The sequence below is a fragment of the Methylobacterium sp. J-068 genome, from assembly GCF_022829445.1.
Lineage (GTDB): Bacteria > Pseudomonadota > Alphaproteobacteria > Rhizobiales > Beijerinckiaceae > Methylobacterium.
In genome coordinates this window covers 94,783-119,615 of record NZ_JAKSXY010000125.1, presented here as the reverse complement: position 1 = coordinate 119,615, position 24,833 = coordinate 94,783, and the positions used below count along the sequence as shown (strand labels likewise).

20 protein-coding genes, 1 tRNA gene and 2 pseudogenes are annotated in these 24,833 nt (G+C 66.8%); 18 read left to right on the top strand and 5 right to left on the bottom strand.

Annotated features, from left to right (window positions below):
- The first annotated feature begins 128 nt into the window (after nucleotides 1-128).
- The 5 genes from MKK54_RS23585 (at nucleotide 129) to panE (ending at nucleotide 4,658) form a co-directional block, all read left to right on the top strand.
- Nucleotides 129-1,031: a DUF3313 domain-containing protein gene (locus MKK54_RS23585; RefSeq protein WP_244014937.1), complete on the top strand. Its 903-nt coding sequence runs from the start codon at nucleotides 129-131 to the stop codon at nucleotides 1,029-1,031.
- A gap of 165 nt (nucleotides 1,032-1,196) precedes the next feature.
- Nucleotides 1,197-2,690, top strand: a complete 1,494-nt coding sequence (gene guaB, locus MKK54_RS23580) for an IMP dehydrogenase (RefSeq protein ID WP_244014934.1) — start codon at nucleotides 1,197-1,199, stop codon at nucleotides 2,688-2,690.
- A gap of 7 nt (nucleotides 2,691-2,697) precedes the next feature.
- Nucleotides 2,698-3,120, top strand: a complete 423-nt coding sequence (locus MKK54_RS23575) for an MAPEG family protein (RefSeq protein ID WP_244014932.1) — start codon at nucleotides 2,698-2,700, stop codon at nucleotides 3,118-3,120.
- Between the two features lie 22 nt (nucleotides 3,121-3,142).
- The gene (locus MKK54_RS23570; RefSeq protein ID WP_244014930.1) at nucleotides 3,143-3,574 is read left to right on the top strand and encodes an MAPEG family protein; all 432 of its coding nucleotides are present in this window, start codon (nucleotides 3,143-3,145) and stop codon (nucleotides 3,572-3,574) included.
- A gap of 133 nt (nucleotides 3,575-3,707) precedes the next feature.
- Complete coding sequence (gene panE, locus MKK54_RS23565) at nucleotides 3,708-4,658, top strand: 2-dehydropantoate 2-reductase (RefSeq protein ID WP_244014928.1); 951 nt, start codon at nucleotides 3,708-3,710, stop codon at nucleotides 4,656-4,658.
- Between the two features lie 13 nt (nucleotides 4,659-4,671).
- On the opposite strand, the gene MKK54_RS23560 is transcribed toward panE, so the two are convergent.
- On the bottom strand, nucleotides 4,672-4,845 hold the full coding sequence (locus MKK54_RS23560; protein WP_244014926.1) for a hypothetical protein: 174 nt from the start codon (nucleotides 4,843-4,845) through the stop codon (nucleotides 4,672-4,674).
- A 147-nt stretch (nucleotides 4,846-4,992) separates the two neighbouring features.
- On the opposite strand from MKK54_RS23560, the gene MKK54_RS23555 reads away from it, so the two are divergent.
- Nucleotides 4,993-6,294, top strand: coding sequence for an RsmB/NOP family class I SAM-dependent RNA methyltransferase (locus MKK54_RS23555; protein WP_244015262.1), 1,302 nt, complete (start codon nucleotides 4,993-4,995; stop codon nucleotides 6,292-6,294).
- 429 nt (nucleotides 6,295-6,723) lie between these two features.
- Nucleotides 6,724-8,280 (top strand): glutamine-hydrolyzing GMP synthase, encoded by a 1,557-nt coding sequence (gene guaA, locus MKK54_RS23550; RefSeq protein ID WP_244014924.1) that lies wholly within the window; start codon nucleotides 6,724-6,726, stop codon nucleotides 8,278-8,280.
- 110 nt (nucleotides 8,281-8,390) lie between these two features.
- On the opposite strand, the gene MKK54_RS23545 is transcribed toward guaA, so the two are convergent.
- The 4 genes and pseudogenes from MKK54_RS23545 to MKK54_RS23530 form a co-directional block, all read right to left on the bottom strand.
- Nucleotides 8,391-9,350 carry an NAD-dependent epimerase/dehydratase family protein gene (locus MKK54_RS23545; protein WP_244014922.1) on the bottom strand — a complete coding sequence of 320 codons (960 nt, stop codon included), beginning with the start codon at nucleotides 9,348-9,350 and terminating at the stop codon, nucleotides 8,391-8,393.
- Between the two features lie 2 nt (nucleotides 9,351-9,352).
- A complete protein-coding gene (locus MKK54_RS23540; RefSeq protein ID WP_244014920.1) occupies nucleotides 9,353-11,845 on the bottom strand; it encodes a glycosyltransferase in 2,493 nt (830 codons plus the stop codon).
- Nucleotides 11,846-13,672, bottom strand: coding sequence for a glycosyltransferase family 2 protein (locus tag MKK54_RS23535; protein ID WP_244014918.1), 1,827 nt, complete (start codon nucleotides 13,670-13,672; stop codon nucleotides 11,846-11,848).
- A gap of 356 nt (nucleotides 13,673-14,028) precedes the next feature.
- Nucleotides 14,029-14,265, bottom strand: a pseudogene (locus tag MKK54_RS23530) (YncE family protein); the annotation flags it as partial.
- Between MKK54_RS23530 and MKK54_RS23525 the strand changes: the two are divergent.
- From MKK54_RS23525 to eutC, 11 genes and pseudogenes are all read left to right on the top strand, one after another.
- Nucleotides 14,198-14,476 (top strand): annotated as a pseudogene (locus tag MKK54_RS23525) (IS5/IS1182 family transposase); the annotation flags it as partial. The pseudogenes MKK54_RS23530 and MKK54_RS23525 overlap by 68 nt on opposite strands.
- 289 nt (nucleotides 14,477-14,765) lie before the next feature.
- A tRNA-Pro gene (locus tag MKK54_RS23520) sits at nucleotides 14,766-14,843 on the top strand.
- Nucleotides 14,844-15,398: 555 nt separating this feature from the next.
- Entirely contained in the window at nucleotides 15,399-15,707 is a 309-nt protein-coding gene (locus MKK54_RS23515) for a hypothetical protein (protein WP_244014916.1), read from the top strand.
- Between the two features lie 121 nt (nucleotides 15,708-15,828).
- On the top strand, nucleotides 15,829-16,428 hold the full coding sequence (locus MKK54_RS23510) for a cysteine hydrolase family protein (RefSeq protein WP_244014914.1): 600 nt from the start codon (nucleotides 15,829-15,831) through the stop codon (nucleotides 16,426-16,428).
- Between the two features lie 82 nt (nucleotides 16,429-16,510).
- A complete protein-coding gene (gene poxB, locus MKK54_RS23505; protein WP_244014912.1) occupies nucleotides 16,511-18,271 on the top strand; it encodes a ubiquinone-dependent pyruvate dehydrogenase in 1,761 nt (586 codons plus the stop codon).
- 73 nt (nucleotides 18,272-18,344) lie between these two features.
- Entirely contained in the window at nucleotides 18,345-19,088 is a 744-nt protein-coding gene (locus MKK54_RS23500; RefSeq protein ID WP_244014910.1) for a (Fe-S)-binding protein, read from the top strand.
- On the top strand, nucleotides 19,085-20,719 hold the full coding sequence (locus MKK54_RS23495; RefSeq protein ID WP_244014908.1) for a lactate utilization protein B: 1,635 nt from the start codon (nucleotides 19,085-19,087) through the stop codon (nucleotides 20,717-20,719). The genes MKK54_RS23500 and MKK54_RS23495 overlap by 4 nt, the downstream gene beginning before the upstream one ends.
- Complete coding sequence (locus MKK54_RS23490; RefSeq protein ID WP_244014906.1) at nucleotides 20,716-21,312, top strand: lactate utilization protein C; 597 nt, start codon at nucleotides 20,716-20,718, stop codon at nucleotides 21,310-21,312. The genes MKK54_RS23495 and MKK54_RS23490 overlap by 4 nt, the downstream gene beginning before the upstream one ends.
- Nucleotides 21,313-21,394: 82 nt before the next feature.
- Nucleotides 21,395-22,255: a transglutaminase-like domain-containing protein gene (locus MKK54_RS23485; RefSeq protein WP_244014904.1), complete on the top strand. Its 861-nt coding sequence runs from the start codon at nucleotides 21,395-21,397 to the stop codon at nucleotides 22,253-22,255.
- Between the two features lie 75 nt (nucleotides 22,256-22,330).
- Entirely contained in the window at nucleotides 22,331-23,728 is a 1,398-nt protein-coding gene (locus MKK54_RS23480; RefSeq protein WP_244014902.1) for an ethanolamine ammonia-lyase subunit EutB, read from the top strand.
- The gene (gene eutC / locus MKK54_RS23475) at nucleotides 23,725-24,534 is read left to right on the top strand and encodes an ethanolamine ammonia-lyase subunit EutC (RefSeq protein ID WP_244014900.1); all 810 of its coding nucleotides are present in this window, start codon (nucleotides 23,725-23,727) and stop codon (nucleotides 24,532-24,534) included. The genes MKK54_RS23480 and eutC overlap by 4 nt, the downstream gene beginning before the upstream one ends.
- Nucleotides 24,535-24,833: the final 299 nt, after the last annotated feature.

The following is a 24,833-nucleotide window of genomic DNA, read 5'->3' as shown; positions in this document are numbered from 1 at the left end:
GCGGGTCACTCGCCTTTCCACATTGTTGCTGGAGCCGTTAAGCTCACGGTCACGCTCGGATCGCCGCACGCCGCTTTTCCGTGGTGGTGCCGCGCGACCGATCCTTACCGTCCCCGAGAAAGTCATCGATGCTTCCGAGGTTCGAACATCGTCCCAGGTTGTCCGGGATCGCGGCGAGCCTCGTGCTCGCCCTGGCCGTCGCCGGCTGCGGCACGGTGGTCCTCACCGAGTCGGGCGCCCTGACCCGGTACGACCGTCTCGTCTCCAGCGACGAGACGGCGAGTTCCTCGCGGATCTTCGTCGACCCGGCCGCGCTGGCCACGACCCGCACCGTGCGCATCGTGCCCACCACCTTCTCGGAGGCCGTGGCGCCGGGCCTCACGCCGCTGGAGCGCAAGCTCGTGGCCAACGCGGCCGACCGCGCCCTCTGCTACGAGCTGTCGCTGAAATACGATGTGGTCTCCGGGCGGAAGGCCGACCTCACGGTGCGCTCGGCCGTGACCCGGATCGACCTCACCAACGTGCCGGCCGCCGGCGCCACGATCGCGACCTCGGCCGGCATCACCATCGCGTCCCAGTTGGGCGCCGGCTTCGCGACCACCGTCGGCCGCATCCCGATTCCCCGCATTCCGATCGGCCTCGGCAGCCTGACGGTCGAGGCCGAGGCCCTCGACAGCCGCAACAAGCAGCGCGCGGCCATGGTGTGGGGCGGCGCCACCAACGCCTTCACCAACCAGGCCCGGTTCTCGCCGGCCAGCGACGCCTACGACCTCGCCGGGGAATTCGGACAGGATTTCGGGTTCTACCTCGCCACTGGCCAGGACCCCTTCAAGGCGCCCCTCACCCTGCCGACCTACGACCGCGTTCGCGTGACCACGCTCGGCGAAGCGCCGCTCGACCCCGATTGCGAGGCCTTCGGTCGCGCTCCGGGCATCGACGGCATCCTCGGCGACTACGTCGGCGCGCCGCCGGAATGGACGGATAAGGGACCGGCCGAAGGGCTGCCGGGCGCAGCCAGGGGTCTGCGCTAGGCGCAACCCCCACCGGATCTCGGCGCACGGAACGCATTTTCCTGTTGCGTCGGCGTCCCGGCGGCTTTGCGAAGGGTCCGCGCGCGTGATACTGGCCCGTGCCAACCCGATGACGCCGGAGCACCTGAAAAGGCCCGGCGCCGGCACCCGTTTCGGAGTTGGTTCATGGCCCGCATCACCGCAGATTCCATCATTGAGGGCCTGACCTTCGACGACGTCCTCCTGCGTCCCGCCGCGTCCTCGGTGATGCCCGGCGATGTGCGGATCGCGAGCCGGCTGACCCGCTCGATCCACCTCAACCTGCCGATCCTGGCCTCGGCCATGGACACCGTGACCGAGGCGCCGATGGCGATCGCCATGGCGCAGAACGGCGGCATGGGGGTGATCCACCGAAACCTCGAGCCGCCGGAACAGGCCGAGCAGGTCCGCCTCGTCAAGAAGTACGAGTCCGGCATGGTGCTGAACCCCATCACCATCCATCCGGACGAGACCCTGGCCGACGCGTTCTCGCTGATGAAGCAGAACCGCATCTCGGGCATCCCCGTGGTGGAGCGCGGCCCGAACGGCTCGCGCGGCAAGCTCGTGGGCATCCTCACCAACCGCGACGTGCGCTTCGCCACGAACTCCTCCGAGACCGTGGCCGACCTGATGACCCGCGACCGGCTCATCACCGTGCGCGAGGGCGTGAGCCAGGACGAGGCCAAGCGCCTTCTCCACCAGTTCCGGATCGAGAAGCTGCTCGTCGTCGACGACCATTACCGCTGCATCGGCCTCATCACCGTCAAGGACATCGAGAAGCAGGTCGCCTATCCGGGCGCCGTCAAGGACGAGCAGGGCCGCCTACGGGTCGCTGCCGCCACCACGACGGGCGACGGCGGCTTCGAGCGGGCCGAGCGCCTGATCGACGCCGGCTGCGACGTGATCGTGGTCGACACCGCCCATGGCCACTCGATCAAGGTGCTCGACGCCGTGCGCCGGGTGAAGCAACTCTCCAACACCGTGCAGGTGGTGGCCGGCAACGTCGCCACCCGCGATGGCGCCCAGGCCCTCATCGATGCGGGCGCGGACGCGATCAAGGTCGGCATCGGTCCGGGCTCGATCTGCACCACCCGCATCGTGGCGGGCGTCGGCGTGCCCCAGCTCACCGCCCTGATGGAGGCCGTGGAGGCCGCCGACCGGGCCGACGTACCCGTGATCGCCGATGGCGGCATCAAGTATTCGGGCGATCTCGCCAAGGCCATCGCGGCGGGCGCCTCCGTGGCCATGCTCGGCTCGCTCCTGGCCGGCACCGACGAGGCCCCCGGCGAGGTGTTCCTGCACCAGGGCCGCTCCTACAAGAGCTACCGCGGCATGGGCTCGGTGGGCGCCATGGCCCGCGGCTCGGCCGACCGTTACTTCCAGGCCGAGGTCAATGACACCCACAAGCTCGTGCCCGAGGGGATCGAGGGACAGGTGCCCTACAAGGGGCCGGTGGCGGCGGTGCTGCACCAGCTCGCCGGCGGCCTGCGGGCCGCCATGGGCTATGTCGGCGCGCCCACGATCCCCGAATTCCAGGACAAGGCGCAGTTCGTCCGCATCACCAATGCGGGCCTGCGCGAGAGCCACGTCCACGACGTGACCATCACCCGCGAGAGCCCGAACTACCCCGGCCGCGCCTGAGCCGGCGGTGACCGATCCGCGCTACCTCGTGCTCTGGCCGGTGCTGGCGCAGATCGGACTCACCTTCGCCCTCTATGCCTGGCTCTCGGCGGCGCGCGTGCTCGCGGTGCGCTCCGGCGAGGTCCGCTACGGCTGCTTCGAACTCGGCCGCGACGAGCCGGTGCGGATCGCCCGCATCACCCGCAACCTCGCCAACCAGTTCGAACTGCCGGTGATCGTCTTCGCCTGCGTTGCGCTGCTCGTCGCCTTCGACGCGGTGACGGCGTTCGACGTCTGGGCCGGCTGGATCTTCTTCGTCGGCCGGGTGGTCCATAGCGGGGTCCAGACGCTGACCGACGACGTGCCCCTGCGCGGCCGGGTCTTCCTCATCAACACGCTCGGCTGCGCGATGCTCGTCGGGCATCTTGGCCTCGTCGCCCTCAGAGGCTGATCTCTCTCGCGAAGGATTCGCCGTGACCGTCCAAGCCATCCTCGCGCCCGTCTTCGCGCAGGTGCTTCTCACCTTCGCGCTCCTGTTCTGGATGGGACGCGCCCGCCTCGGCGCCGTCCGGGGCGGGGAGGCGCGGGGCCGTGAACTCTCGATGGGCCAGCGCAACTGGCCCGCCCCGGCGCAGCAGGCGGCCAACACCTTCTCGAACCAGTTCGAGATTCCGGTGCTGTTCTACGTTCTCGTCGGCTTCGCGATGGCGACGCGCAAGGCGGATCTGCTGTTCGTGGTCCTGGCCTGGGTCTTCGTCGCGACGCGGTTCCTCCATGCCGGAGTCTATCTCACCACGAATCACGTGCCTTACCGCTTCCGGGCCTACGCCGCCGGCACCCTGGTGCTGCTCGCCATGTGGATCGTCTTCGCCGTCCGGATCTTCTCCGCGCCGATCGGGCTCTGAGCTCCGGGCAGATCCGACGTCCGGGCGAAGGCTACGTGCCGGGATTGCGGGTAAGGACTCGGCGCGAAGTCGCTGGATCGACGGGCCGCGCCTCGGGTAAGGCTAGGCGCCTGAACAGGAGAGGGATACGACCATGCGCGTGCTCGTTGTCGGCGCCGGGGCCACCGGTGGGTATTTCGGGGCGCGGTTGGCTGAGGTCGGGCGCGACGTCACCTTCCTGGTCCGGCCGGCCCGGGCCGCCAAGCTCGCCGCCGCCGGGCTGGTCGTGGAGAGCCCCGTGGGCAACCTCCACATTCCCGCGCCGCAGACCGTCACCGCCGCCGCCCTCGCGGACGGAGCGGGTGGCGCCTTCGACCTCGTGCTCCTCTCCTGCAAGGCCTACGACCTCGACAGCGCCATCGCCGATGTGGCTCCGGCGGTCGGCGCCGACACGGCGATCCTGCCCATCCTGAACGGGATGCGCCACCTCGATGCCCTGGCCGCGGCCTTCGGCGAGGAGCGCGTGCTCGGCGGCTCCTGCTCCATCGTGGGGACGCTCGGGCCGAACGGCGAGATCCGCCAGATGACCCCGCTGCACACCCTGACCTATGGCGAGCGCGCCGGTGGCCGCTCGGCACGGGTCGAGGCGATCGAGGCCCTGATGCAGGGCGTCACGTTCCAGGCACGCCTGAGCGAGAGCGTGGTGCTGGAGATGTGGGAGAAGTGGAGCTTCCTCGCGACGCTCGCCGGCGCCACCTGCTTGATGCGCGCCACCATCGGAGACATCGTCGCGGCGCCCGGCGGCCGAGTTTTCATCGAGGCCCTGATGGAAGAGTGCCGCGCCATCGCGGAGGGCGCCGGTTACGCCCCGCGCCCCAAGGTGATGGAGAACACCCGCGCCACCCTCACGGCCGAGGGCTCGACCTTCACCGCCTCGATGCTGCGCGACATCGAGGGCGGGGCCCGGATCGAGGCCGATCACATCATCGGCGACCTGATCGCGCGGGCGCCCGACGCGGTCGCGCATTCCATGCTCGACCGCGTCTACACCCACATCAAGGCCTACGAGAACCGGCGTGCCCGCGAAACCGCCAAGGCTGCCTGATCGGGAGAACGGTTCAGTAGCGCGGTCCGGGCGGCGGCGGCGGGGGCGCGCCATATTCGAGCTGGGTCTTGGCATCGGGCCGACGCGGCGGCGGAGTCGACAGGTCGGGCGCGGCCGGAGCCGTTGAGCAGGCGGCGACGGCCAGGAGCACAAGGCCCGAGACAGCGAGGTGGATGACGGGAGACATGGCGTTCTCTAAAGCTCCGGATGACCGCTCCGCGCGGCACCGTCGCTCAAGCTGAGCGGCAAACGCGCCGGAAGCTCGGCCGTATTGTGGCCGGTCACGCCCCAAGCGTGACCGTATCGCGGCGGCCGCGAACACGAGGACCATGCCCTGACGCCCCCCGCCCGCCTGTCCGCCGCCATCGAGGTCCTCGCCGACATCGCCGCCCGCCGCCGCCCCGCCGCCGACGCCCTCAAGGATTGGGGCCTCGCGCACCGATTCGCCGGCTCGGGCGACCGGGCCGCGATCGCCAGCCTCGTCTACGACACCCTGCGCCGCCGCGCCTCGGCCGCCTGGATCATGTCCGACGAGAGCCCGCGCGGCCTCGTCATCGGCATGCTGCGGCTTCAGTACGGGCGCGCCGCCTCGACCATCGCGGAGCTGTTTTCCGGCGAGCGCTTCGCCCCCGCCCCTTTGAGCGAGACCGAGATGCGGCGCCTCACCGAGGGGACGCTGGCGGATGCGCCGCTCCACGTCGCGGGCGACGTGCCCGAATGGGTCCTGCCCTCGCTGGAAGCGACCTTCGGCGCTGCGACCCTCGACGAGTTGCGCGCGCTGGCCCGCCGTGCCCCCCTCGATATCCGGGTCAACACCCTGAAGCGCGGCCGCGCGGAGGCCCTGGAGGGCCTCGCCCATCTCGGGCCGGCTCCGACGCCGCATGCCCCGCACGGCCTGCGCATTCCCATCGGCGAGGACGGGCGCGGACCCGCACTCCACGTCGAGCCGGAATTCATCGACGGCTGGTACGAGATCCAGGACGAGGGCTCGCAACTGGCGAGCCTGCTCAGCGGCGCGCGCCCCGGCGAGACCGTCGTCGATCTCTGCGCCGGCGGCGGTGGCAAGACCCTGAGTCTTGCCGCGATGATGGACAATGCGGGCCGCCTGATCGCCAGCGACGACGATCCGCGCCGGCTCGCCCCCATCCACGAGCGCCTGCGCCGCGCGGGCGCCACGGCCGAGATCCGCACGCCCCGCGCCGGAAAGGCCCGCGCCGACGTGCTCGCGGACCTCGACGGCACCGCCGACCGTGTGCTCGTGGACGCGCCCTGCACCGGCTCGGGCACGTGGCGGCGCAATCCCGACGCGAAGTGGCGGATGCGTCCCAACGCGCTCGGCACGAGGGTCGGCGATCAGGCCGGCGTCCTCGACCGCGCGGCGCGTCTGGTGCGGCCGGGCGGCCGGATCACCTACATCACCTGCTCGCTCCTGCCCGAGGAGAACGATGCGGCGGTGGCGGGCCTCCTCGAACGCCGTCCGGGTGATTTCGCCATCGTCGCGGCGGAGGCGGTGCTGGCTGACCGTGCACCGGACCTCGCCCCCGTCATTCGCCTCACCACGCACGGCCTGCAGATGAGCCCCGCCCTGACGGGCACGGACGGATTCTACGTCGCGACCCTGCAGCGCGGGGGCTGAAACGAAGAAGGACCCCGCACGGGGCCATTCCGTCTCCCCGGCGCGGCCGCGGCAAACGGAGACGGCGCCTTCCGCTCGAAGCAGCGGCGATTGGGCACCACGACCACGCGCGCCCGCGGCTCTTGGTGATCACCGTCCGGCGCACGACCCGAACCCGCGCGATGCCGCTGGCCGGCGCGAGGTCGCGCGCGAAGGGCAGGGTAGAAGGCGGTACCGGTGCCCGTGAGGGCGAGGGCGGCGATCCCGAAGACGGTGGCTCTCATGACATGAGGCGCCCGTTCGTTGCTGGGACGCAGGATTTCGGCGCCCGCCCATGAACGACCGGTCCATGGGCCCCGAGCCACGAATCCCCAATCCGTTGCATCTCGCGGGGCGGGTCTGCGGGCCGATCCGTTGCACGGCGCCGAGGCCTCGTCTAACTGCGGTTCCATGACGACAGAACACGACAAGATCCTCATCGTCGATTTCGGCAGCCAGGTGACGCAGCTGATCGCGCGCCGCGTGCGCGAAGAGGGCGTCTATTGCGAGATCGTCCCCTTCACCAAGGCGGCCGAGGCCTTCGCGGAGACGAAGCCCAAGGGCGTCATCCTCTCCGGTGGCCCCGAATCGGTCACCACGGAGGCGTCTCCCCGCACGCCGCAGATCGTGTTCGATTCGGGCGTTCCGGTCTTCGGCATCTGCTACGGCCAGCAGACCATGGCGGCGCAGCTCGGCGGCGAGGTCGAGGGCGGGCACCACGCCGAATTCGGCCGGGCCGAGATCGAGATCCTCTCGGAATGCCCGCTGTTCAAGGGCGTCTGGCACGTGGGCGAGCATTACCCCGTCTGGATGAGCCACGGCGACCGCGTCACCAAGCTGCCGGACGGCTTCACCACCGTGGCCATGTCGAAGAACGCGCCCTTCGCGGCGGTGGCCGACGAGGCGCGGAACTACTACGCGGTGCAGTTCCATCCCGAGGTCGCCCACACGCCGCACGGCGCGCTCCTGATCCGCAACTTCGTGCGCGATATCGCCGGCTGCACCGGCGACTGGACCATGGGCGCCTATCGCGAGGAGGCGATCGCCAAGATTCGCGAGCAGGTCGGCTCGGAGAAGGTGATCTGCGGCCTGTCGGGCGGCGTCGATTCCTCCGTGGCCGCCGTCCTGATCCATGAGGCGATCGGCGAGCAGCTGACCTGCGTCTTCGTCGACCACGGCCTGCTGCGCATGGGCGAGGCCGAGGAGGTCGTGCGCCTGTTCCGCGACCACTACAACATCCCGCTCGTCCACGTGCAGGCGCAGGACCTCTTCCTCGGCGAACTCGACGGCGTCAGCGACCCCGAGCAGAAGCGCAAGATCATCGGGCGCCTGTTCATCGACGTGTTCGAGGCGGAATCCAAGAAGATCGGCGGCGCGGCGTTCCTGGCGCAGGGCACGCTCTACCCCGACGTGATCGAGAGCGTCTCGTTCACGGGCGGTCCCTCCGTGACCATCAAGAGCCACCACAACGTCGGCGGCCTGCCCGCGCGCATGAACATGCGGCTCGTGGAGCCCCTGCGCGAGCTGTTCAAGGACGAGGTCCGGGTGCTCGGCAAGGAACTCGGCCTGCCGGAGGCCTTCGTGGGGCGCCATCCGTTCCCGGGCCCGGGCCTCGCCATCCGCTGCCCCGGCACCATCACGCCGGAGAAGCTGGAAGCCCTTCGCAAGGCCGATGCGATCTACCTGGACGAAATCCGCAAGGCCGGCCTCTACGACACCATCTGGCAGGCCTTCGCGGTGATCCTGCCGGTGAAGACGGTCGGCGTGATGGGCGACGGGCGGACCTATGACCACGTCTGCGCGCTGCGCGCCGTGACCTCGGTCGACGGCATGACGGCGGATTTCTACCCGTTCGACATGGCGTTCCTCGGCCGCGTGGCGACCCGGATCATCAATGAGGTCAAGGGCATCAACCGCGTGACCTACGACATCACCTCGAAGCCGCCGGGCACCATCGAGTGGGAATAGGGAACGACCGGACGGGTCGAGCGGAGCGGCTCGACCGTCCGATCGGTCGAGCACGTCGCGATGAACTAGGACCGTAACGGCTCACAGCGCGCGAGAGCCAAAATCGGGCTTCAGGCGTCGATGGCGTTCGGGCGGGCCGCATTCCACGCATAGGTCAGCCGCAATCCGTCTTCCAGACTCACGCGCGGCCTCCACTTCAGACTGCTCCGAATCAGGCTCGTATCAAGGACGTTGACCGGAACGTCGGCGGCCCGTCCGGGCTGATAATCCACCTCGATAGCGAGCCCCGTCGCACGTTGCACGGCGGCAATCACGTCGATGACGCTCGCACCGACGCCGGACCCCACATTGAACACGTGCTCCGGTCCCTCGTAGCCGGCCGCGGCCGTCAGCGCGGACACGACGTCATCGATATAGATGAAGTCCCGCACCACGCTTCCGTCGCCCCAGATCGTCAGGGTCTCCCTGTTCAGGCCGCAACTGATGACCTTGCCGATCAGGCCCTGGCCCTTCGCCGCGAATTGGTAGGGGCCATACGGGTTCGAAATCCGAAGGATGGTCGACTTCAGGCCGAGATACCGTGCGAAGATCTCGAGGTATTTCTCCGACGCGAGTTTCCCGACGCCGTAGCAGGAAATCGGATTGGCCTGGCTCGTTTCGTTCAGGAACACATCGCGGCTGATCCCATAGACCGTCCCACCGGACGATGTGAAGACGAGGCGATCGACCCCGGCAGCGATGGCGAGTTCGGCGAGTTGGAGCGTCGGCTCCACGTTCTCGCGAAGGTCGGCCAGAGGATCGGTGTTGTAGCGCCCCGGCGATGAGGTCGAGATCAAGTGGAAAACGACGCTCTGCCCTTCGAGGGTGCGGGCCATGAAATCCCGATCCGAGAAACTGCCCTGACGCCACGCGATGTCGGGATCGCGTCGCTGCTCGTCGGAGATCGTCCGATGCACCACCGCCCGGACGCGCGCGCCCTGCGAGACGAGATGGCGGCAGAGATTCCAGCCGATGAAGCCCGTCGCCCCGAGCACCAGGCACGTTTTGCCGGAAAGGTTGGAAACAGGCATTCTCATTCCTGCGTGCGACGATCCGCAAGCGCACCGTCCGCAATGAGGCGGTCCCAGATCTCCGCGTATTGCCGAGAGATCGTGCGGGAGGAAAAGCGTTCCAGCACATCGTTCCGATGCCGGAGTGCGTTCGCGGTCACGACGGCGAGATTATCACACCAGTCGCAGAATGCCTTCCACATTTCGGTCTCCGACGCATCGGGATCGAAGACGCTGCCGGACTCGTAGTCGTCGAGCACGGGCTTGATATCGCCCACGTCGGTGGCGAAGGCCGGACGTCCGAACGCCATGGCTTCCAACAGAACGATCGGCAATCCTTCGAACGCCGAGGTCACGATGAGACCGTCGATCTTGCTCATCATTGCCCAGGAATCGTCGTAGTATCGGATACGGGCCACGTTCGTCAGGTTGTGCTCGGCGATGAACTGGTCGCAGGCGGAACTGAGTTCGCCATCGCCCACGAGAAGGAAGCGATCGCTGCGGTTCGCGTCCTGAGACATGCGGGCGAGTGCGAGAAAGCGGAGCGGTCGCTTCTGGGCGGTGAGGCGCCCGATGAAGGCAAAGCAGCGCTGATCGGGCGTCGCGCCGACCTCCGCCTTCAATTGGCGTACCTGCTCCGCGCTGGCCAGCGGATGACTCAGCTTGGCCGTGTCGATCACGCTGTAGACCAGGCTGACGCGATGGGCGGGAATGCGGATTTTCGAGAGAAAATTTGCTCTGATCCGAGTATTGATTGCAATAAAGTGATCGAATGATTGAATGCCTGGATCGTTGTATCGATTGATCCAGCCGTGCTCCGTATCGTAGACTTGCTGATCCACGATCGGCGTCTTTGAGAAAATCCGCCGCACCTCTTCCGCGTGGTCTGCGAGCCAGGGAGATCCGTTGCAGATCCATACAGCATCGGGCTTGTACCAGGATCGTAACGCCGAGAGCAGCGCGACGTGCTGCGAGCGATCGCAGATCTCCGCCAAGTCGAGGACCGGGACGTCCAGGGCGTCGAGCTGGTAATGCAGGGAGCCCTGGTGCTTGGCCTGCCACTCGGTGGTGACGACGACGAACCGATACCGGTCTCGTAACGTGCGGATCACCTCGATCGTGTTTCGCTCGACGCCGCCGACGGCCAGAAACATCGGCAGCACCAGGATCAGCGGGCCGCCCACGTTCTTCGCCGGCGGGAACGCGATGGCGGCCGGGTTCTCTGGCAGCGGAGCCGCGCCGAGAACGATGTCGGACCCGTTCACGCTCGCGGATTCGAAGCCTGGGACGGAGGTGAGGGCCTTGAGACGCTCATCATGCTCCTCGCGCGGCGCACAGCGGATGATGCGACCGCGCAAAGGTTGTTCGGCCCTGCCTTGACCGGTGAACAGAGCGGCGGCCCGGGCGTTGAAGACACCTTGCAAACGGCCATCCGTGCCGAGACTTACGGAAGGTGGCTCGGACAGGGACGGCGAGATGATCGTAAAATCGTAATCGCCCCATTGGAGCGCGAGGACGCTGTTTTCGAGGGCTCTGAACGGAAGCACCTCGGAGGATTGAACCGCGTAGCGCGCACCGGCACCCGCCGGGCCCATCCGCCCGGAAACGGCTCGTGGCTTGACCGAGTAGAATTCCTGGCTCCGAGACCAGTCGAACGTCGCAGCGTCAGCCGGAGACGAGGCCCGTACGGCAACACCGTCTCTTGCAACATACCGGCTCAGGTGCCGGTTCGATTCCAGGGCCGCGATACAGAGCGGGCTTCGTTCGATCTCGGGATACTCGGATAGGAGCCGCGTGAAGAAGCGCAGAATCTCACCATCGATGTGGCCCGACACTTCCTTGATCGTGTTCGACTCATGGATGCGATAGCGCGCGAAATAGGATCGGCTCAAGTGAACCTTTCCACGCAATGCCGCTTTCAGCGCGAAATCCCAATCATGCGCGTATCTCAGATCGCTGAAACCTCCGACCTTCTTGAAGAAAGCTTTTCGGAAGATCATGTTCGTCGTCGTGGCGAGGAAGTTCTGGCTGCAAAGAGCCGCCAGCATCTGCTCCTTGTCATCCAGGCCGCTGAAGTCGATCGCATCGGGAAAGGCATATTCCGGATCGAGCAGGCCGCGCTTCTGCCCGATCACGTTGTCGCTGCCATCGACGATGAGAAGCGATCCGCAGATCAGATCAGCGCCCGATGTGCGTGTGAGCGCCTGAGCAACGTCGAACCGCCCCGGTGTAAACTCGTCGTCGGAATTGAGAACGGCGATCCATTCGTTCGATGCGAGCTCGCAGAGCTGGTTCAAGCGCGCATGCGCCCCCCAATTCTCGCGTGACGCCGTCGTGAGATCCCGAATGCGCGTCGGATGCTGCCGCGCGAGCCCCGCGATGATGTCGGCCGAGGAATCACGCGATCCGTCATCGACCAGGAGGATTTCCGTGACCAGTCGGCACTGCAGGGCCGACGCGACGGCGCCGCGGATGTATCGTTCGTGATTATAGACCGGGATGACGACCGAAAACATTCACTGGACTCCCGATAACTCAACATCTCTGATGATGGGTTCGAAAAGACCAGAATAGATGAATTCCGATGCACTCAACTCATGATGTATCGTTCGACGCATGCGGTTCATGAAGCTGCTCAGAACGAACTGGTACGCACTCGCGAGGTTGGCATCGAACCGGGTCTGTGCCGCGATGAAGCCTTGGAAGAAGGCTGCCTCGAACACGGCATAGAGAAGGTCATCGTGCCAAGCTTCATGGCCGAGCCCTCCATTGCGATCGAGGATGCGTGCCCACGCCTTGATTCCCTCCAGAATTGCCAGGCAATCGGAAACCACGGCGGCATCGTCGGGCTTCGCCGGGGCCCGCAGATGCTCGAGGATCGTCTGAAGGCCGAGAACCTCGGTGACGTCATGAAGCTTGAGGAAGACGTCGGCCATGAGACCGGTGTTGAACTGGCGCTTGAGGAACCCGTCCACGGTGTATGGATGGATATGGCGCCCGATGCTCGTCGGATCGTAGAAGATCGTGAATCCGCCCGGCCCTCGCGCGAGACGATAGGCGAGTTCGGTGTCTTCGAACCCGTACAGATCGAATTTTGGGCTGAAGCCGTCCGCCTCCCAATCATCGATAAGATCTTTCTTGACCGAAACATTCGCCGTGTAAAAAAAGCGCCAGTCGATAAACGTATAGGGAACAAAATCAGCGTATCCGAACTGCTCGCCAGCACGGCCCTGGATATGTCTCATGACATGATTGACATCCATCTTCTTGCTGTCAGGCCAAACGCATTTCCCGAGCACGGCGAAGCGCGAAGAAGGATACGTTTTGTGCAGCCGGGCATGCGTCTCGAAGAAGTCGCGATCGAACGGCTGTATATCGTCACCCAGGAACAGGATGACCTCCTTCGTCGCGAGCGACGCACCGATGTTACGCGCGCGACCGGGCCCTCCGTTGTCGACAGAACGATAGATGATGTTGTCGTAGCGGTCGGCCATCTCTTCCAGAACGAGCGTCGTGTCATCCCGCGAGCCATCATTGATGATGATGAATTCGACATCCTGCGATTTCGCGTGCTGCTGACACAACTCTAGCGTTTCGCGCAGGAGAGACCCGCGATTGTAAGTCGGAATGACGACAGACAACGAAGCGAGAGCCGCGCTGTTGACGCGCGCGTTCCGCGGCGGACGCAGCGAACGTCCTTCCTTGCGCCCGTGCAGAACATAGTGTTCCAGCGCTCCGATACCCGAGCCGACGATATCGGCATTTGCCGCAAGGTACGCTCGCGTTGTGAATGCCCGCGACGGGTTAAGCCCTTCCCGGTCTCCGTGAAGGACATAGTGAATGAGGCTATTCATTCCACTGGTTGCAACGTAAGGATATGTTGCCTTATAATATTTATCATCGAAAAACGGCGACGGATTGGTGTTCTCTTTCGCACCATGCTCGAGATAATGTCGAACCGGTTCTACTTCCTTGTCCCAAACATCGGGACGCTGCTCATGATAATGATTGATGTCGAAGAGTGGATGAGGATTACGCTTTTCCAAGTAACCAATATTCAGATAATGCAACAATGCCGGTTCATTCAGCGGACCCGTTTGGAGCATGTAAAAACTTGTTTTAAACAACGGATGCGGATCGAGGTATTTTTTCCAACCAATCGTCAAATAATGATGAATCGCATCGATCTGGCCATCAACAGCAATGTTGTTACTCCAGATATAAAAATCCGAATCGAACAAACCGGACTTCTTGATGACTTGAATATTTTTCCGATGCGCGCTGGAAATCAATTTCGCGAATCGCGAGACCTTTCTGAGACCACGAAATGATTCCTGTGACATTCAAATATCCGTGTCTTTAAAGGTCCGAAGCCGTACCGGATGGTGAGTTGCGGGTACCTATCACGCGGATTGTGCATCGCCAAATGAACTTCGTAGACCACATTCCGACGATCGAGCAGCGCAGTCATGCCGGGATCACTCCCTCTTTTCCCGCGGTCAGGCCTCGCTAAAAGGATTTTATACCTTCTTCGCGGTCTTGTCCGGTCGCGCTCCATCTTGCGGTAACAAGGTCGTCACGCCACGCGGATTGTCGAACGTGTGTCGGGGATGGGCTCGACGGCGCTTCAAATTGCTTACCATGGCGCGGACCGCCTCCAAGAGTGGCAGCGCGTGGAGTTTGGTAAAAGGCTCGATCGGATCACCGCCGCCTTGCCGGCGTTTTCCAGGCCGACATAGTTGCGGCTGCCGTCGCCCGAGGGCCGGAGCCCGTGCGGCAAGGCACCGGTCGGAATGGTGGCAAGCTGAGCGAAGTCTTCGGTGCGGAACACCTTGACCTGGTTCAGACCGCCGACCGTCATATAGGCGAATTGGCCAGCCTTGGTCGAGACGATGTTGACGTGGTTCGTGATCGGCTCGGTCTCGATGGTCTTCAACGTCGGTCACCACCGCACCCAACTCGCCAACATGGCAGGCCAGGCGCAGAGCGCCATCGACCAGGAAACCATCCAGGTCCTGGCGGATCGCGGCTAATTCTCTGGCGAGGAGATCCTGGCCTGCGACCGGGCGGGGATCGCGGTCACACGGCCCAAACCGATGACATCCGGTGCCAAAGCCGAAGGCCGCTTCGGCAAGCAGGACCTCGTCTAACAAGCGAGCGACGACACACCCCCTCGGTGGGGAGCGGACCTCCCGACTGGGACTGACCATCACACATTGCGACTGCCGACTTATCCGTCACGCGCCCCACGGCGTCGGCCGGGGCGCGCGTTTTTGCGTTTCCGGTCAGGAACGCCGCCGGAACACCGCGTGGGACTTCCGTGGGACCGACCGCTCACAACGCTGCGCTTCCCTGCCGATTTGTGGCCCGAGACGCGATTGAGGGGGTTGCGCCCCCAGGGGGCAAAAGCTAAGAACCGCCTGCCTTTAGGGGCGTCGGAGCGTAGCGCAGCCCGGTTAGCGCACTAGTCTGGGGGACTAGGGGTCGGAGGTTCGAATCCTCTCGCTCCGACCATTTAAAGCCATCCCCGTCAGGGCTTTAGAAACAATTCCACTGTGGTGTCGGCATCCCGCTCGACGGGAGCGAACCGCGCACAGCCGGACTGAAGCGGACGACGGTTCCCTACATCTCTGCCCACAGCGATTTTGGCCCGCCTTCGCGGCTCGTTGCGGACCGAACCGCAGCGCCAGACGGCGGCCACATGTCGGCTGCAGCGACGATCACCCCCGCCGACCCGCAGGTCTGGCGCACGGCACGGATGGGGGCGCCGAGCTCCTGGCCATCGGCGTCCTGCCTTCAATCCCAACTCGGGCGCGAGACCTTCGGCGCCGGCGTGTTCCACGCTTGCGGACGGTGTTGCGCCTGGCGGAAGTCGGTTTTTGCCGAGCCCGCGCCGTTGAGCCATCGGTCCAGCCGATTTCCCCGGATGGCAACCCCAGCTCAGTTCGTGCGAGGGCGCGCCGCCCTGGCCTTTGGCGGAACGCGCGCTAGGTTGACGTGCGGTCAAGCCGAGCCGAACCGGACGCGCATCCAGGCCGTTCCTGCGCCCGACCGAGGAGAACACGTGACATGAAGGTGCTTGGTGCAATGCTGGCGGTGGGACTGGCCCTGATGGGCTCGGCCTCGGCGCAGTCCTATGGAGATCGCGATTACGGCTCTCGGGATCGCGGCTTCCGCGACCGTGACTACGGCGACCGGGACTACGAGGACCGGGGCCGGGGGCGGCGGGAGCGCGGCGGCGATTCCGGGTTCGACGAGCGGGAATATCTGCGCTGCAACGCCGACGTGCGCCGTGCCGTCGAGCAGGGCAAGATGCCCTCGGGCGCGGTCCACTATCGCACCTTCGGTCGCCGGGAAGGGCGCCGTCTGAGCTGCTGAGCGGCGGTCCGGGACCGGCGGATCGGATCGACGGACGGGTCGTGTCGCACCGGCCCGCGGTCCTGGCCCCGTCCGCCGCACACCCAGCCCCACCATCCACGCGCAGGAGGATGCCGAGACCATGAGCGATCTGAAGACGCTGCGCATCCTGTCCGGGCTCCCCGTCGAACCGGCGCGCCTGACCGGCTCCGCCCTGGTGATGATCGACCTGCAGAACACCTATCGCGAGGGCGTGATGCGGCTGGAGAACGTGGAGCCGGCGCTCACCGCCGCGCGCGCGCTCCTCGACCGGGCCCGTGGGGCGGGCGTGCCGGTCTTCCACGTCCAGCACGATGCCGGGCCGGGTTCGCCCTACGACGTTACCGCCGCCATCGGCGCGATCAGCGACGAGGTCGCGCCCCGGGACGGTGAGCCGGTCATCGTCAAGACCTTCCCCAACGCCTTCGTGGGAACCGATCTGCGGGATCGGCTCCAGGGCGCCGGCGTCACGTCGGTCATCCTCGCCGGCTTCATGACGCACATGTGCATCAACTCGACGGGGCGGGGCGCCTTCAACCTCGGCTTCAGCCCGACCGTGGTGGCCGAGACCACCGCGACGCGGGCGCTGCCCAGTTCGGACGGTTCGATCGTGCCGGCGGCCGCGCTTCAGGCCGCGAGCCTCGCGACCCTGGGCGACCTGTTCGCCGTGATCGCCCCGCGCGTGGCCGATATCGCCGACTGACAGATCCGCTCCGGGGACATTCCTCACACGGAACTCCCGGTGGCGGCGGAGGTTCGGCTCGGGACAACCGGAGCCGAATTCCATGAAGATCGCCACCGTCGCGGACCTCGTCGTCGACACCCTCGAGCAGGCCGGCGTCCAGCGCATCTACGGGATCGTCGGGGACAGCCTGAACGCATTGACCGAGTCGCTGCGGGCGCGGGGCACCATCGACTGGATCCACGTCCGCCACGAGGAGGTCGCGGCCTTCGCGGCGGGCGCCGACAGCCAGCTCTCCGGCAAACTCGCGGTCTGTGCCGGCTCCTGCGGACCGGGCCACGTCCACCTCATCAACGGACTCTACGATTGCCACCGCACCCGCACGCCGGTGCTGGCCATCGCGGCGCATATTCCGACGGCCGAGATCGGCTCGGGCTATTTCCAGGAGACGCATCCGGGGCAGCTGTTCCGTGGGTGCAGTCATTACTGCGAGATGGTCGGCGATGCCTCGCAGCTGCCGCAGGTGCTGGAGAACGCCATGCGCGCCGCCATCGGCCTGAGCGGTGTCGCGGTGGTGATCATTCCGGGCGATGTCGCCCTGATGGACGCGCCGCCACGCCGCGCCGCGCCCAATCCCGGCCTGATCCCGCCGCGCCCCGTGGTGCGCCCGGCCGAGCCGGACCTCGACGCGCTAGCCGATCTGCTCAATGACTCCGAGCGCGTCACGCTGCTGTGCGGGCGCGGCTGCGCCGGCGCGCACGCGGAGCTGCTCCGGCTCGCGGAAACCCTGAAGAGCCCCATCGTCCACGCGCTCGGCGGCAAGGACGTGGTCGAGTACGACAATCCGTACGATGTCGGGATGACCGGCCTGATCGGCTTCTCGTCGGGCTACGCCGCGATGATGTCCTGCGACACGCTGCTGATGCTCGGCACGGATTTTCCCTACCGGCAGTTCTACCCACACGATGCCCGGATCGCGCAGGTCGACGTCCGACCGGAACAGTTGGGACGGCGCTGCAAGCTCGACCTCGGCCTCGTCGGGCACGTGGACGACACCATCCGGGCCCTGCTGCCGAAGCTCGCCGTCAAGTCCGAGCGCCGGCACCTCGACGCCGCGCTGAAGCACTACGCCAAGGCGCGCGAGGACCTCGACGACCTCGCCACGGGCGCACCCGCCCGGGGCTGGTTCGGGCGGAAATCCGCCGAGACCCCAATCCACCCGCAATACCTGACCAAGCTGATCAGCGAAGCGGCGGCGGCGGATACCGTCTTCACGGCGGATGTCGGCACGCCGACGATCTGGGCGGCGCGCTACCTCACGATGAACGGCCGCCGCCGGCTCATCGGCTCGTGGGTCCACGGTTCCATGGCCAATGCCATGGCTCAGGGCATCGGCGCCCAGGCCGCCTATCCCGACAGGCAGGTGGTGTCGCTCTCGGGCGACGGCGGTTTCGCCATGCTGATGGGCGACCTCCTGACCTTACGCCAGCAGAAGCTGCCCCTGAAGGTCATCGTCTACAACAACGGCACCCTGGGCTTCGTGGAGCTGGAGATGAAGGCCGCCGGCTACATCGAGACCGGGGTCGCCCTCGACAATCCCGACTTCGCCGCGATGGCGCGCGGCGCCGGCATCCACGCCGTGCGGGTCGAGGACCCCGCCGAATTGGAAGCGGGCGTGCGCGAGGTCCTGTCCCATCCCGGCCCGGCCCTCCTCGACTGCGTGGTGGCGCGCCAGGAACTCTCGATGCCGCCGAAGATCGACGGCAAGCAGGTGAAGGGTTTCAGCCTCTACGTCCTACGCGCGGTGATGAGCGGACGCGGCGATTCGGTCCTCGATCTCGCCAAGACGAACCTCCTCCGCTAGACCGGCCTCAGAGTAGAATATTTCCAAAGCGGCCGGGTCTTCGCGACACCGGCCGCGCAGCCCGGAAAACGCCATGCGCATCGGACTGTTCGTGCCGTGCTACGTCGATGCCTTCGAGCCGGAGGTGGGGATCGCCACGCTGGAATTGCTCGAACGCTTCGGCCTCGACGTGCATTATCCGTTCGACCAGACCTGCTGCGGCCAGCCGATGACGAATACCGGCTGCCACGCGGAGGCCGCCGCCACCGAGGCCCTGTTCGTCAAGAACTTTTCGGGGTTCGACTACATCGTCGCCCCGTCCGGCTCCTGCGTGCATCAGGTGCGCGAACACCTCACGGCGATTCCGCAGACGCCTGAGGTCACGGCGGTCCGCCAGAAGACCTTCGAACTCGTGGAGTTCCTGCACGACATCCTCAAGGTCGAGGAATTTCCCTGGGCCGAGTTTCCGCACCGGGTGGGCTACCACGGCAATTGCAACGCGCTGCGCGGCATCCACCATGCCCGTCCGTCCGAACTCAACGCGCCGTTCTTCTCCAAGCCCCTCGACCTTCTGAAGAAAGTCAAGGGCATCGAGATCGTGGTGCCGGCCCGGCCCGACGAGTGCTGCGGCTTCGGCGGCACCTTCTCGGTGTTCGAGCCCGCCGTCTCGGCCAAGATGGGCTACGACAAGGTCAGCGACCACGCCCAGGCGGGAGCCGAGTACGTCGTCTCGGCCGACTCCTCCTGCATGATGCACCAGAAGGGCTGCGCGGATCGAATCGGCGTCCCCCTCAAGTTCATCCACATCGCCCGCATCCTCAATGGAGCGACCGCATGAGCGCGTCCGACGATCTCCAGCCGCCTGACGGCACGCAGCGCGACGGCGTCATCCATCCCGAGGTGATGGCGGGCAACGACGAGAGCGAGCGCGGACAGGACGGCCGGCGCCTTCAGCACGCGGAAGGGGCCTCTCGGCCCATCGCCGCCAAGGCACCCCGCGAACCGCAGCCGCGCGGCGCCAAGATCCGGGGCGACCGCCCCATCGATCAGGCCGAGGCGGCCGAGCGCTTCCTCGCGGCGCCCATGCACCAGAAGGCGCACGACGCGCGCCTGTGGGACCTGCGCGGCAAGCGCGACACCGCCGCCTTCGGGATTCCCGAATGGGAGGAGCTTCGCGAACTCGCCTCGCAGATCAAGACGCACACGCTGGCCAACCTCGATCGCTACCTCGAACAGTTCGAGGCTCAGGCCAAGGCCAACGGGGTCCAGGTGCATTGGGCGGCGGACGGGGCCGAGCACAACCGCATCGTCCACGGCATCCTGAAGGAGCACGGCGCGAAGTCGCTGATCAAGTCGAAGTCGATGCTCACCGAGGAATGCGGCTTCCGGCACTACATGGCCGGCACCGGCATCGAGGTGATCGAGACCGATCTCGGCGAGCGCATCCAGCAACTCGACAACGAGGAGCCGAGCCACGTCGTGGTGCCGGCCGTGCACAAGACCCGCTTCGACGTCGCCGACGTCTTCGCCCGCACCATGGGGACCGACCCCGAGAACGACGACGCGCACTACCTCGCCGAGAGCCAGCGCATGCACACGCGCCCACTCATCCTGGAGGCGGATGCGGGGCTGACCGGCTGCAACTTCGCCATCGCGGAGACCGGCACGGTGGTGACCTGCACCAACGAGGGCAATGCCGACCTCTCGGGCAACGTGCCCAAGCTGCAGATCCACTCCATCGGCATCGAGAAGCTGATCCCGCGCATCGAGCATCTCGGCGTGTTCCTGCGCCTGCTCTCGCGCTCGGCCCTGGGCTCGCCCATCACCCAGTACACCTCGCATTTCCGCAAACCGCGGACTGGCGCGCCCATGCACTACGTGCTGGTCGATAACGGCCGTTCCGAGCGGCTCGGGATGGAGGAGTTCTGGACCTCGCTGAAATGCATCCGCTGCGGCGCCTGCATGAACACCTGCCCGGTCTACCGGCGCTCCGGCGGCCTCTCCTACGGCGCCACCTATTCGGGGCCGATCGGCCTCATCATCGACCCGACCTTCAACAAGCGGAAGTACTCGACCCTGCCGTTCTCCTCGACGATGAACGGGAGCTGCACCAACGTCTGCCCGGTGAAGATCAACATCCACGAGCAGATCTTCGCTTGGCGCAAGGTGCTGGCCGAGGAGCACCAGATCCCACTTCTGAAGCAGGGCATGATGAAGGCGGCCGGGCAGGTGCTCAGCCGTCCGGCGACCTACCGGGCCGCCATCGGCGCCGCCGATTCCGCCCTCAAGGTGCTGCCGCGCTTCGCCGTCTACAATCCGCTCAACACATGGGGGAAGGGCCGCGAGATGCCGGAGGCTCCGCGCCAGACCTTCCACGCCTGGTACAAGCAGAACCGCATGGGCAAGGCCGGCACCGGTAAGGCCGGCACCGGCACAGCCGGCACCAAGGGACCGGAGGGCGTGAAGTGAGCGTTCGCGAAGACACCCTCGCGCGCATCCGCCGGAACCGTCCGGCGGGCGAGCACCCGTTGCCGGAGGTGCCGGACTTCGCCCCCCTCGTCGGCGACGACCATGTGGCCGAGTTCGGCGAACGCCTGAAGCGCATGGGCGGCCGGATGGCCGAGGTGATCCCGGGGGAGGACCCCTTCGCGAGCGTGCGCGAGCGGCTGGCGGGCGCGAAGGTCATCGCCTCGGCCGTGCCGGAGGTCGCGGGCAATCGCGATCTCGCGGCGGTGGCACGCCCACACGATCTTGCGGATGTCGACGTCGCCATCGTGCGCGCGGTCTTCGGCGTGGCCGAGACCGGCTCGGTGCTGTTCACGCAAGCCGAGTTGCAGGTGAATGCGGTCGCCTACCTCGCCCAGCACCTGATTGTCCTGCTCGACCCGGCCGACATCGTCATCAACATCCAGGCGGCCTATCGCCGTCCGGACTTCGCGCGCGCGGATTATGCGGTGCTCCATACCGGGCCCTCGGCCACGGCCGATATCGAGGGCGTGCTGATCCACGGCGCGCAGGGCGTGCGCTCGCTCACGGTGATCCTGGCGCCCCGCGCAAACTGACGGTTCGGGCCTTCGCGCGATGCGCCCGGAGGCGCGATCCTTGCTATACCGAGCGGCATCACAGGCCAGCAAGGAGCGGACGGTGCGCTATCAACTCGGCTGCAATCTATCCTACAATATCCTGTCCGACACGACGTTCATCTTCAATCTCGAAGTGGCGCGTCTGCGCAGCGTCGAGATCCTGAGTGAGAGCCTGATCCTGTCGCCGAACCTCAAGCGCGACATCTACATCACGCCGGACCTCCAGAACCGCTACCTCGGCGTCAACGTGCCGGTCGGGCAGTTCTCGCTGGAATACAGCGCCGAGGTCGATCTCACCGTTCACCGGGCCGATCCCGCGACGATCGACGAGACGCCGATCTCGCAGCTCCCGCTCGACATCCTGCCCTTCCTGCTGCCGAGCCGCTTCGTCTCGTCCGATCGGTTGACGCCCTTCGCGCTGGCCGAGTTCGGCGCGCTGCCGAAGGGGCATCAGCGGGTCAACGCGATCTGCAACTGGATCCACGACCACCTGACCTACCAACCCGGTACCAGCGACGGCGAGACCACGGCGGACGAGAGCCTGTTGAAGCGCGCCGGCGTCTGCCGCGACTTCGCGCATATCGGTACCGCCTTCTGTCGGGCGCTGGGCATCCCCGCCCGGTTCGTCAGCTGCTACGCCCACGGCCTCGTGCCGAGCGATTTCCACGCGGTGTTCGAGGCCTATCTCGACGGGCGCTGGTGGCTGTTCGACGCGACGCGGCAGGCCGATCTCGACGGGCTCGTGCGCATCGGCGTCGGGCGCGACGCCGCCGAGATCGCGTTCTCGACGCCCTGGGGCAACATGCAGCCCGTCAACCAGCAGATCCGCATCGTCCGCTCGGACGGGCAGGGCTCTCCGCCCCAGCGCACCGTCGACGCGATCTCCACCGAGGAGCCGGCCCCGCACGCGGGCGCGGTTTAGGCGCCCGAAGGGATCGCGCCCTTGCCGGACCGGTCCCGGGCGCGATCTTGAGGTTTCCCGGGGGAGCGTCGCGCCATGGCCTATCGTCATCTCGTCGGTGCCAGGACCCATGTCTTCGCCGATCTCGCCACCCTGATGGCGAAGGCGACGCCGGTGCGCTCCGGCGACCGGCTCGCCGGCATCGCGGCGGAATCGGCCGAGGAGGAGATGGCGGCGCGCTGGTGCCTCGCGGACGTGCCCCTGAGCGAGATCCTGGCCAGGCCGCTGATCGCCTACGAGGCCGACGACGTCACCCGCCTCATCCTCGACACGCACGACGCGGCGGCGTTCCACGAAATCGCGCACCTCACGGTCGGCGATTTCCGCGAGTTCCTGCTCACCGCCCCGTCCGCGACCCTGGCTCGGATCGCGCCCGGCATCACGCCCGAGATCGCGGCGGCGGTCTCCAAGATCATGCGCAACCAGGATCTCATCCTGGTCGCGCGCAAGTGCCGGGTGGTGACCCGGTTCCGCAACACCATCGGGCTACAGGGCAGACTCGCGGTCCGGCTCCAGCCGAACCACCCGACCGACGATGCCGCCGGCATCACCGCCTCGATCATCGACGGCCTGTCCTACGGCTGCGGCGACGCGGTGATCGGCCTGAACCCGGCCTCGGATTCCGTCTCCACCCTGAGCGGGCTGCTCCATCTCTTCGACGACCTGATCCGGCGCCTGGAGATCCCGACGCAAGGGTGCATCCTCACCCACGTCACCACGACGATCGAGGCGATGAACCGGGGTCTGCCGGTCGATCTGGTGTTCCAGTCGATCGCGGGCACGCAAGGGGCCAATGCGAGCTTCGGCGTGACGCTGCCGATCCTGAAGGAAGCCCACGAAGCGGCGCTCGCCCTCAAGCGCGGCACGGTGGGCGACAACTGCATGTATTTCGAGACCGGGCAGGGCTCGGCCCTCTCGGCGGGCCAGCACCACGGCATCGACCAGCAAACCCTGGAGGCGCGGGCCTACGCGGTGGCGCGGGCTTTCCGGCCGCTCCTGGTCAACACCGTGGTGGGCTTCATCGGGCCGGAATATCTCTACGACGGCAAGGAGATCATCCGCGCGGGCCTGGAGGATCACTTCTGCGGCAAGCTCATGGGCGTGCCCCTCGGCGTCGACGTCTGCTACACCAACCACGCCGAAGCCGACCAAAATGACATGGACACACTGCTGACCCTGCTCGGAGCGGCCGGCTGCACCTTCATCATGGGCGTGCCCGGCGCCGACGACGTGATGCTGAACTACCAATCCACCTCGTTCCACGATTCACTCTACCTGCGCGAAGTGCTCGGACTGAAGCGGGCACCCGAATTCGAGGCGTGGTTGGAGCGGATCGGCCTCACCGATGCGGACGGCGCCCTGCGTTCCGACGGTCCCAGCGCCCGCCTGATCGCCGCCGCGCCGGGCCTCGCGAATCGCGGGTTGGCCGCATGAGCGCGGATCGCGGCCCCGAGGACCCCTGGGCGCGTCTGGCGCGCCTCACGCCGGCCCGGATCGGCCTGGGCCGGGCGGGGGCCGGGTTGCCGACGCGGGAGGTCCTGCGCTTCGGCCTCGCCCATGCCCAGGCTCGCGACGCGGTCCACACGCCGCTCGACGCAGAAGCGGTCCGGTCCGACATCGCGGCGCTCGGCTTCGAGACCCTGACCGTGACCTCGGCCGCCCCGGATCGCGCCACCTACCTGCGCCGCCCCGATCTCGGGCGCGCCCTCACCGACGAGGCGCGCGACGCCTTGGGCGCCGAGGCCGGCGAAGGCGTGGACCTTGCCCTCGTCGTCGCCGATGGTCTCTCGGCTCGCGCGGTCCACGAGGGCGCGGCCGGCTTCCTCGCGGCGTTCCAGCCGCACGTCGCGCGGGCCGGCTGGCGCCTCGCGCCCATCGTGCTGGCGACGCAAGCCCGCGTCGCGCTCGGGGACGGCATCGGTGCCGCGCTCAAGGCCCGTGCCGTGGTGGTGCTGATCGGGGAACGGCCGGGCCTGTCCTCGCCGGACAGCCTGGGCCTCTACCTGACCCTCGGCCCCCGCATCGGGCGCTCGGACGCCGAGCGCAACTGCATCTCGAACGTGCGCCCGGCCGGGCTCTCCCATGATCTCGCGGCGTTCAAGCTGAACTGGCTTCTCACCCAGGCCTTCGCCCTCGGCCTCTCCGGCGTGAACCTGAAGGACGCGAGCGGCGACGCCCTCGAATCCGCGCCGTCCTCGACCCTGCTCGCGGACGGGGCGGGGCGGCCGGATTGCGCCTGAGCCGATCCCGCGCCCCGGCGGACGCCAAAAACGAAAATCGATCCCGACCCAAATGGTTCTGCGTGTTTCCGGCCCGAAAGCGTGGCTGTGGCGGGGTCGCAACACCGCGAAAGCATCCAGACTTTGCCTTGGGAGCCCCCTTCCTCCGCCGCGATCCCGCCATAAACCGGGACCACCTCAGGAAGCGCGGTAAACGATAGTCCCCCCAACGATTTACCGCAGAGTTCAGATGCTTTCCGAGGTTCGGCTCCCGGGAATCGTGCGCGGCCCTCGAAGCCACGCACCGTCCCGCGCCCCCG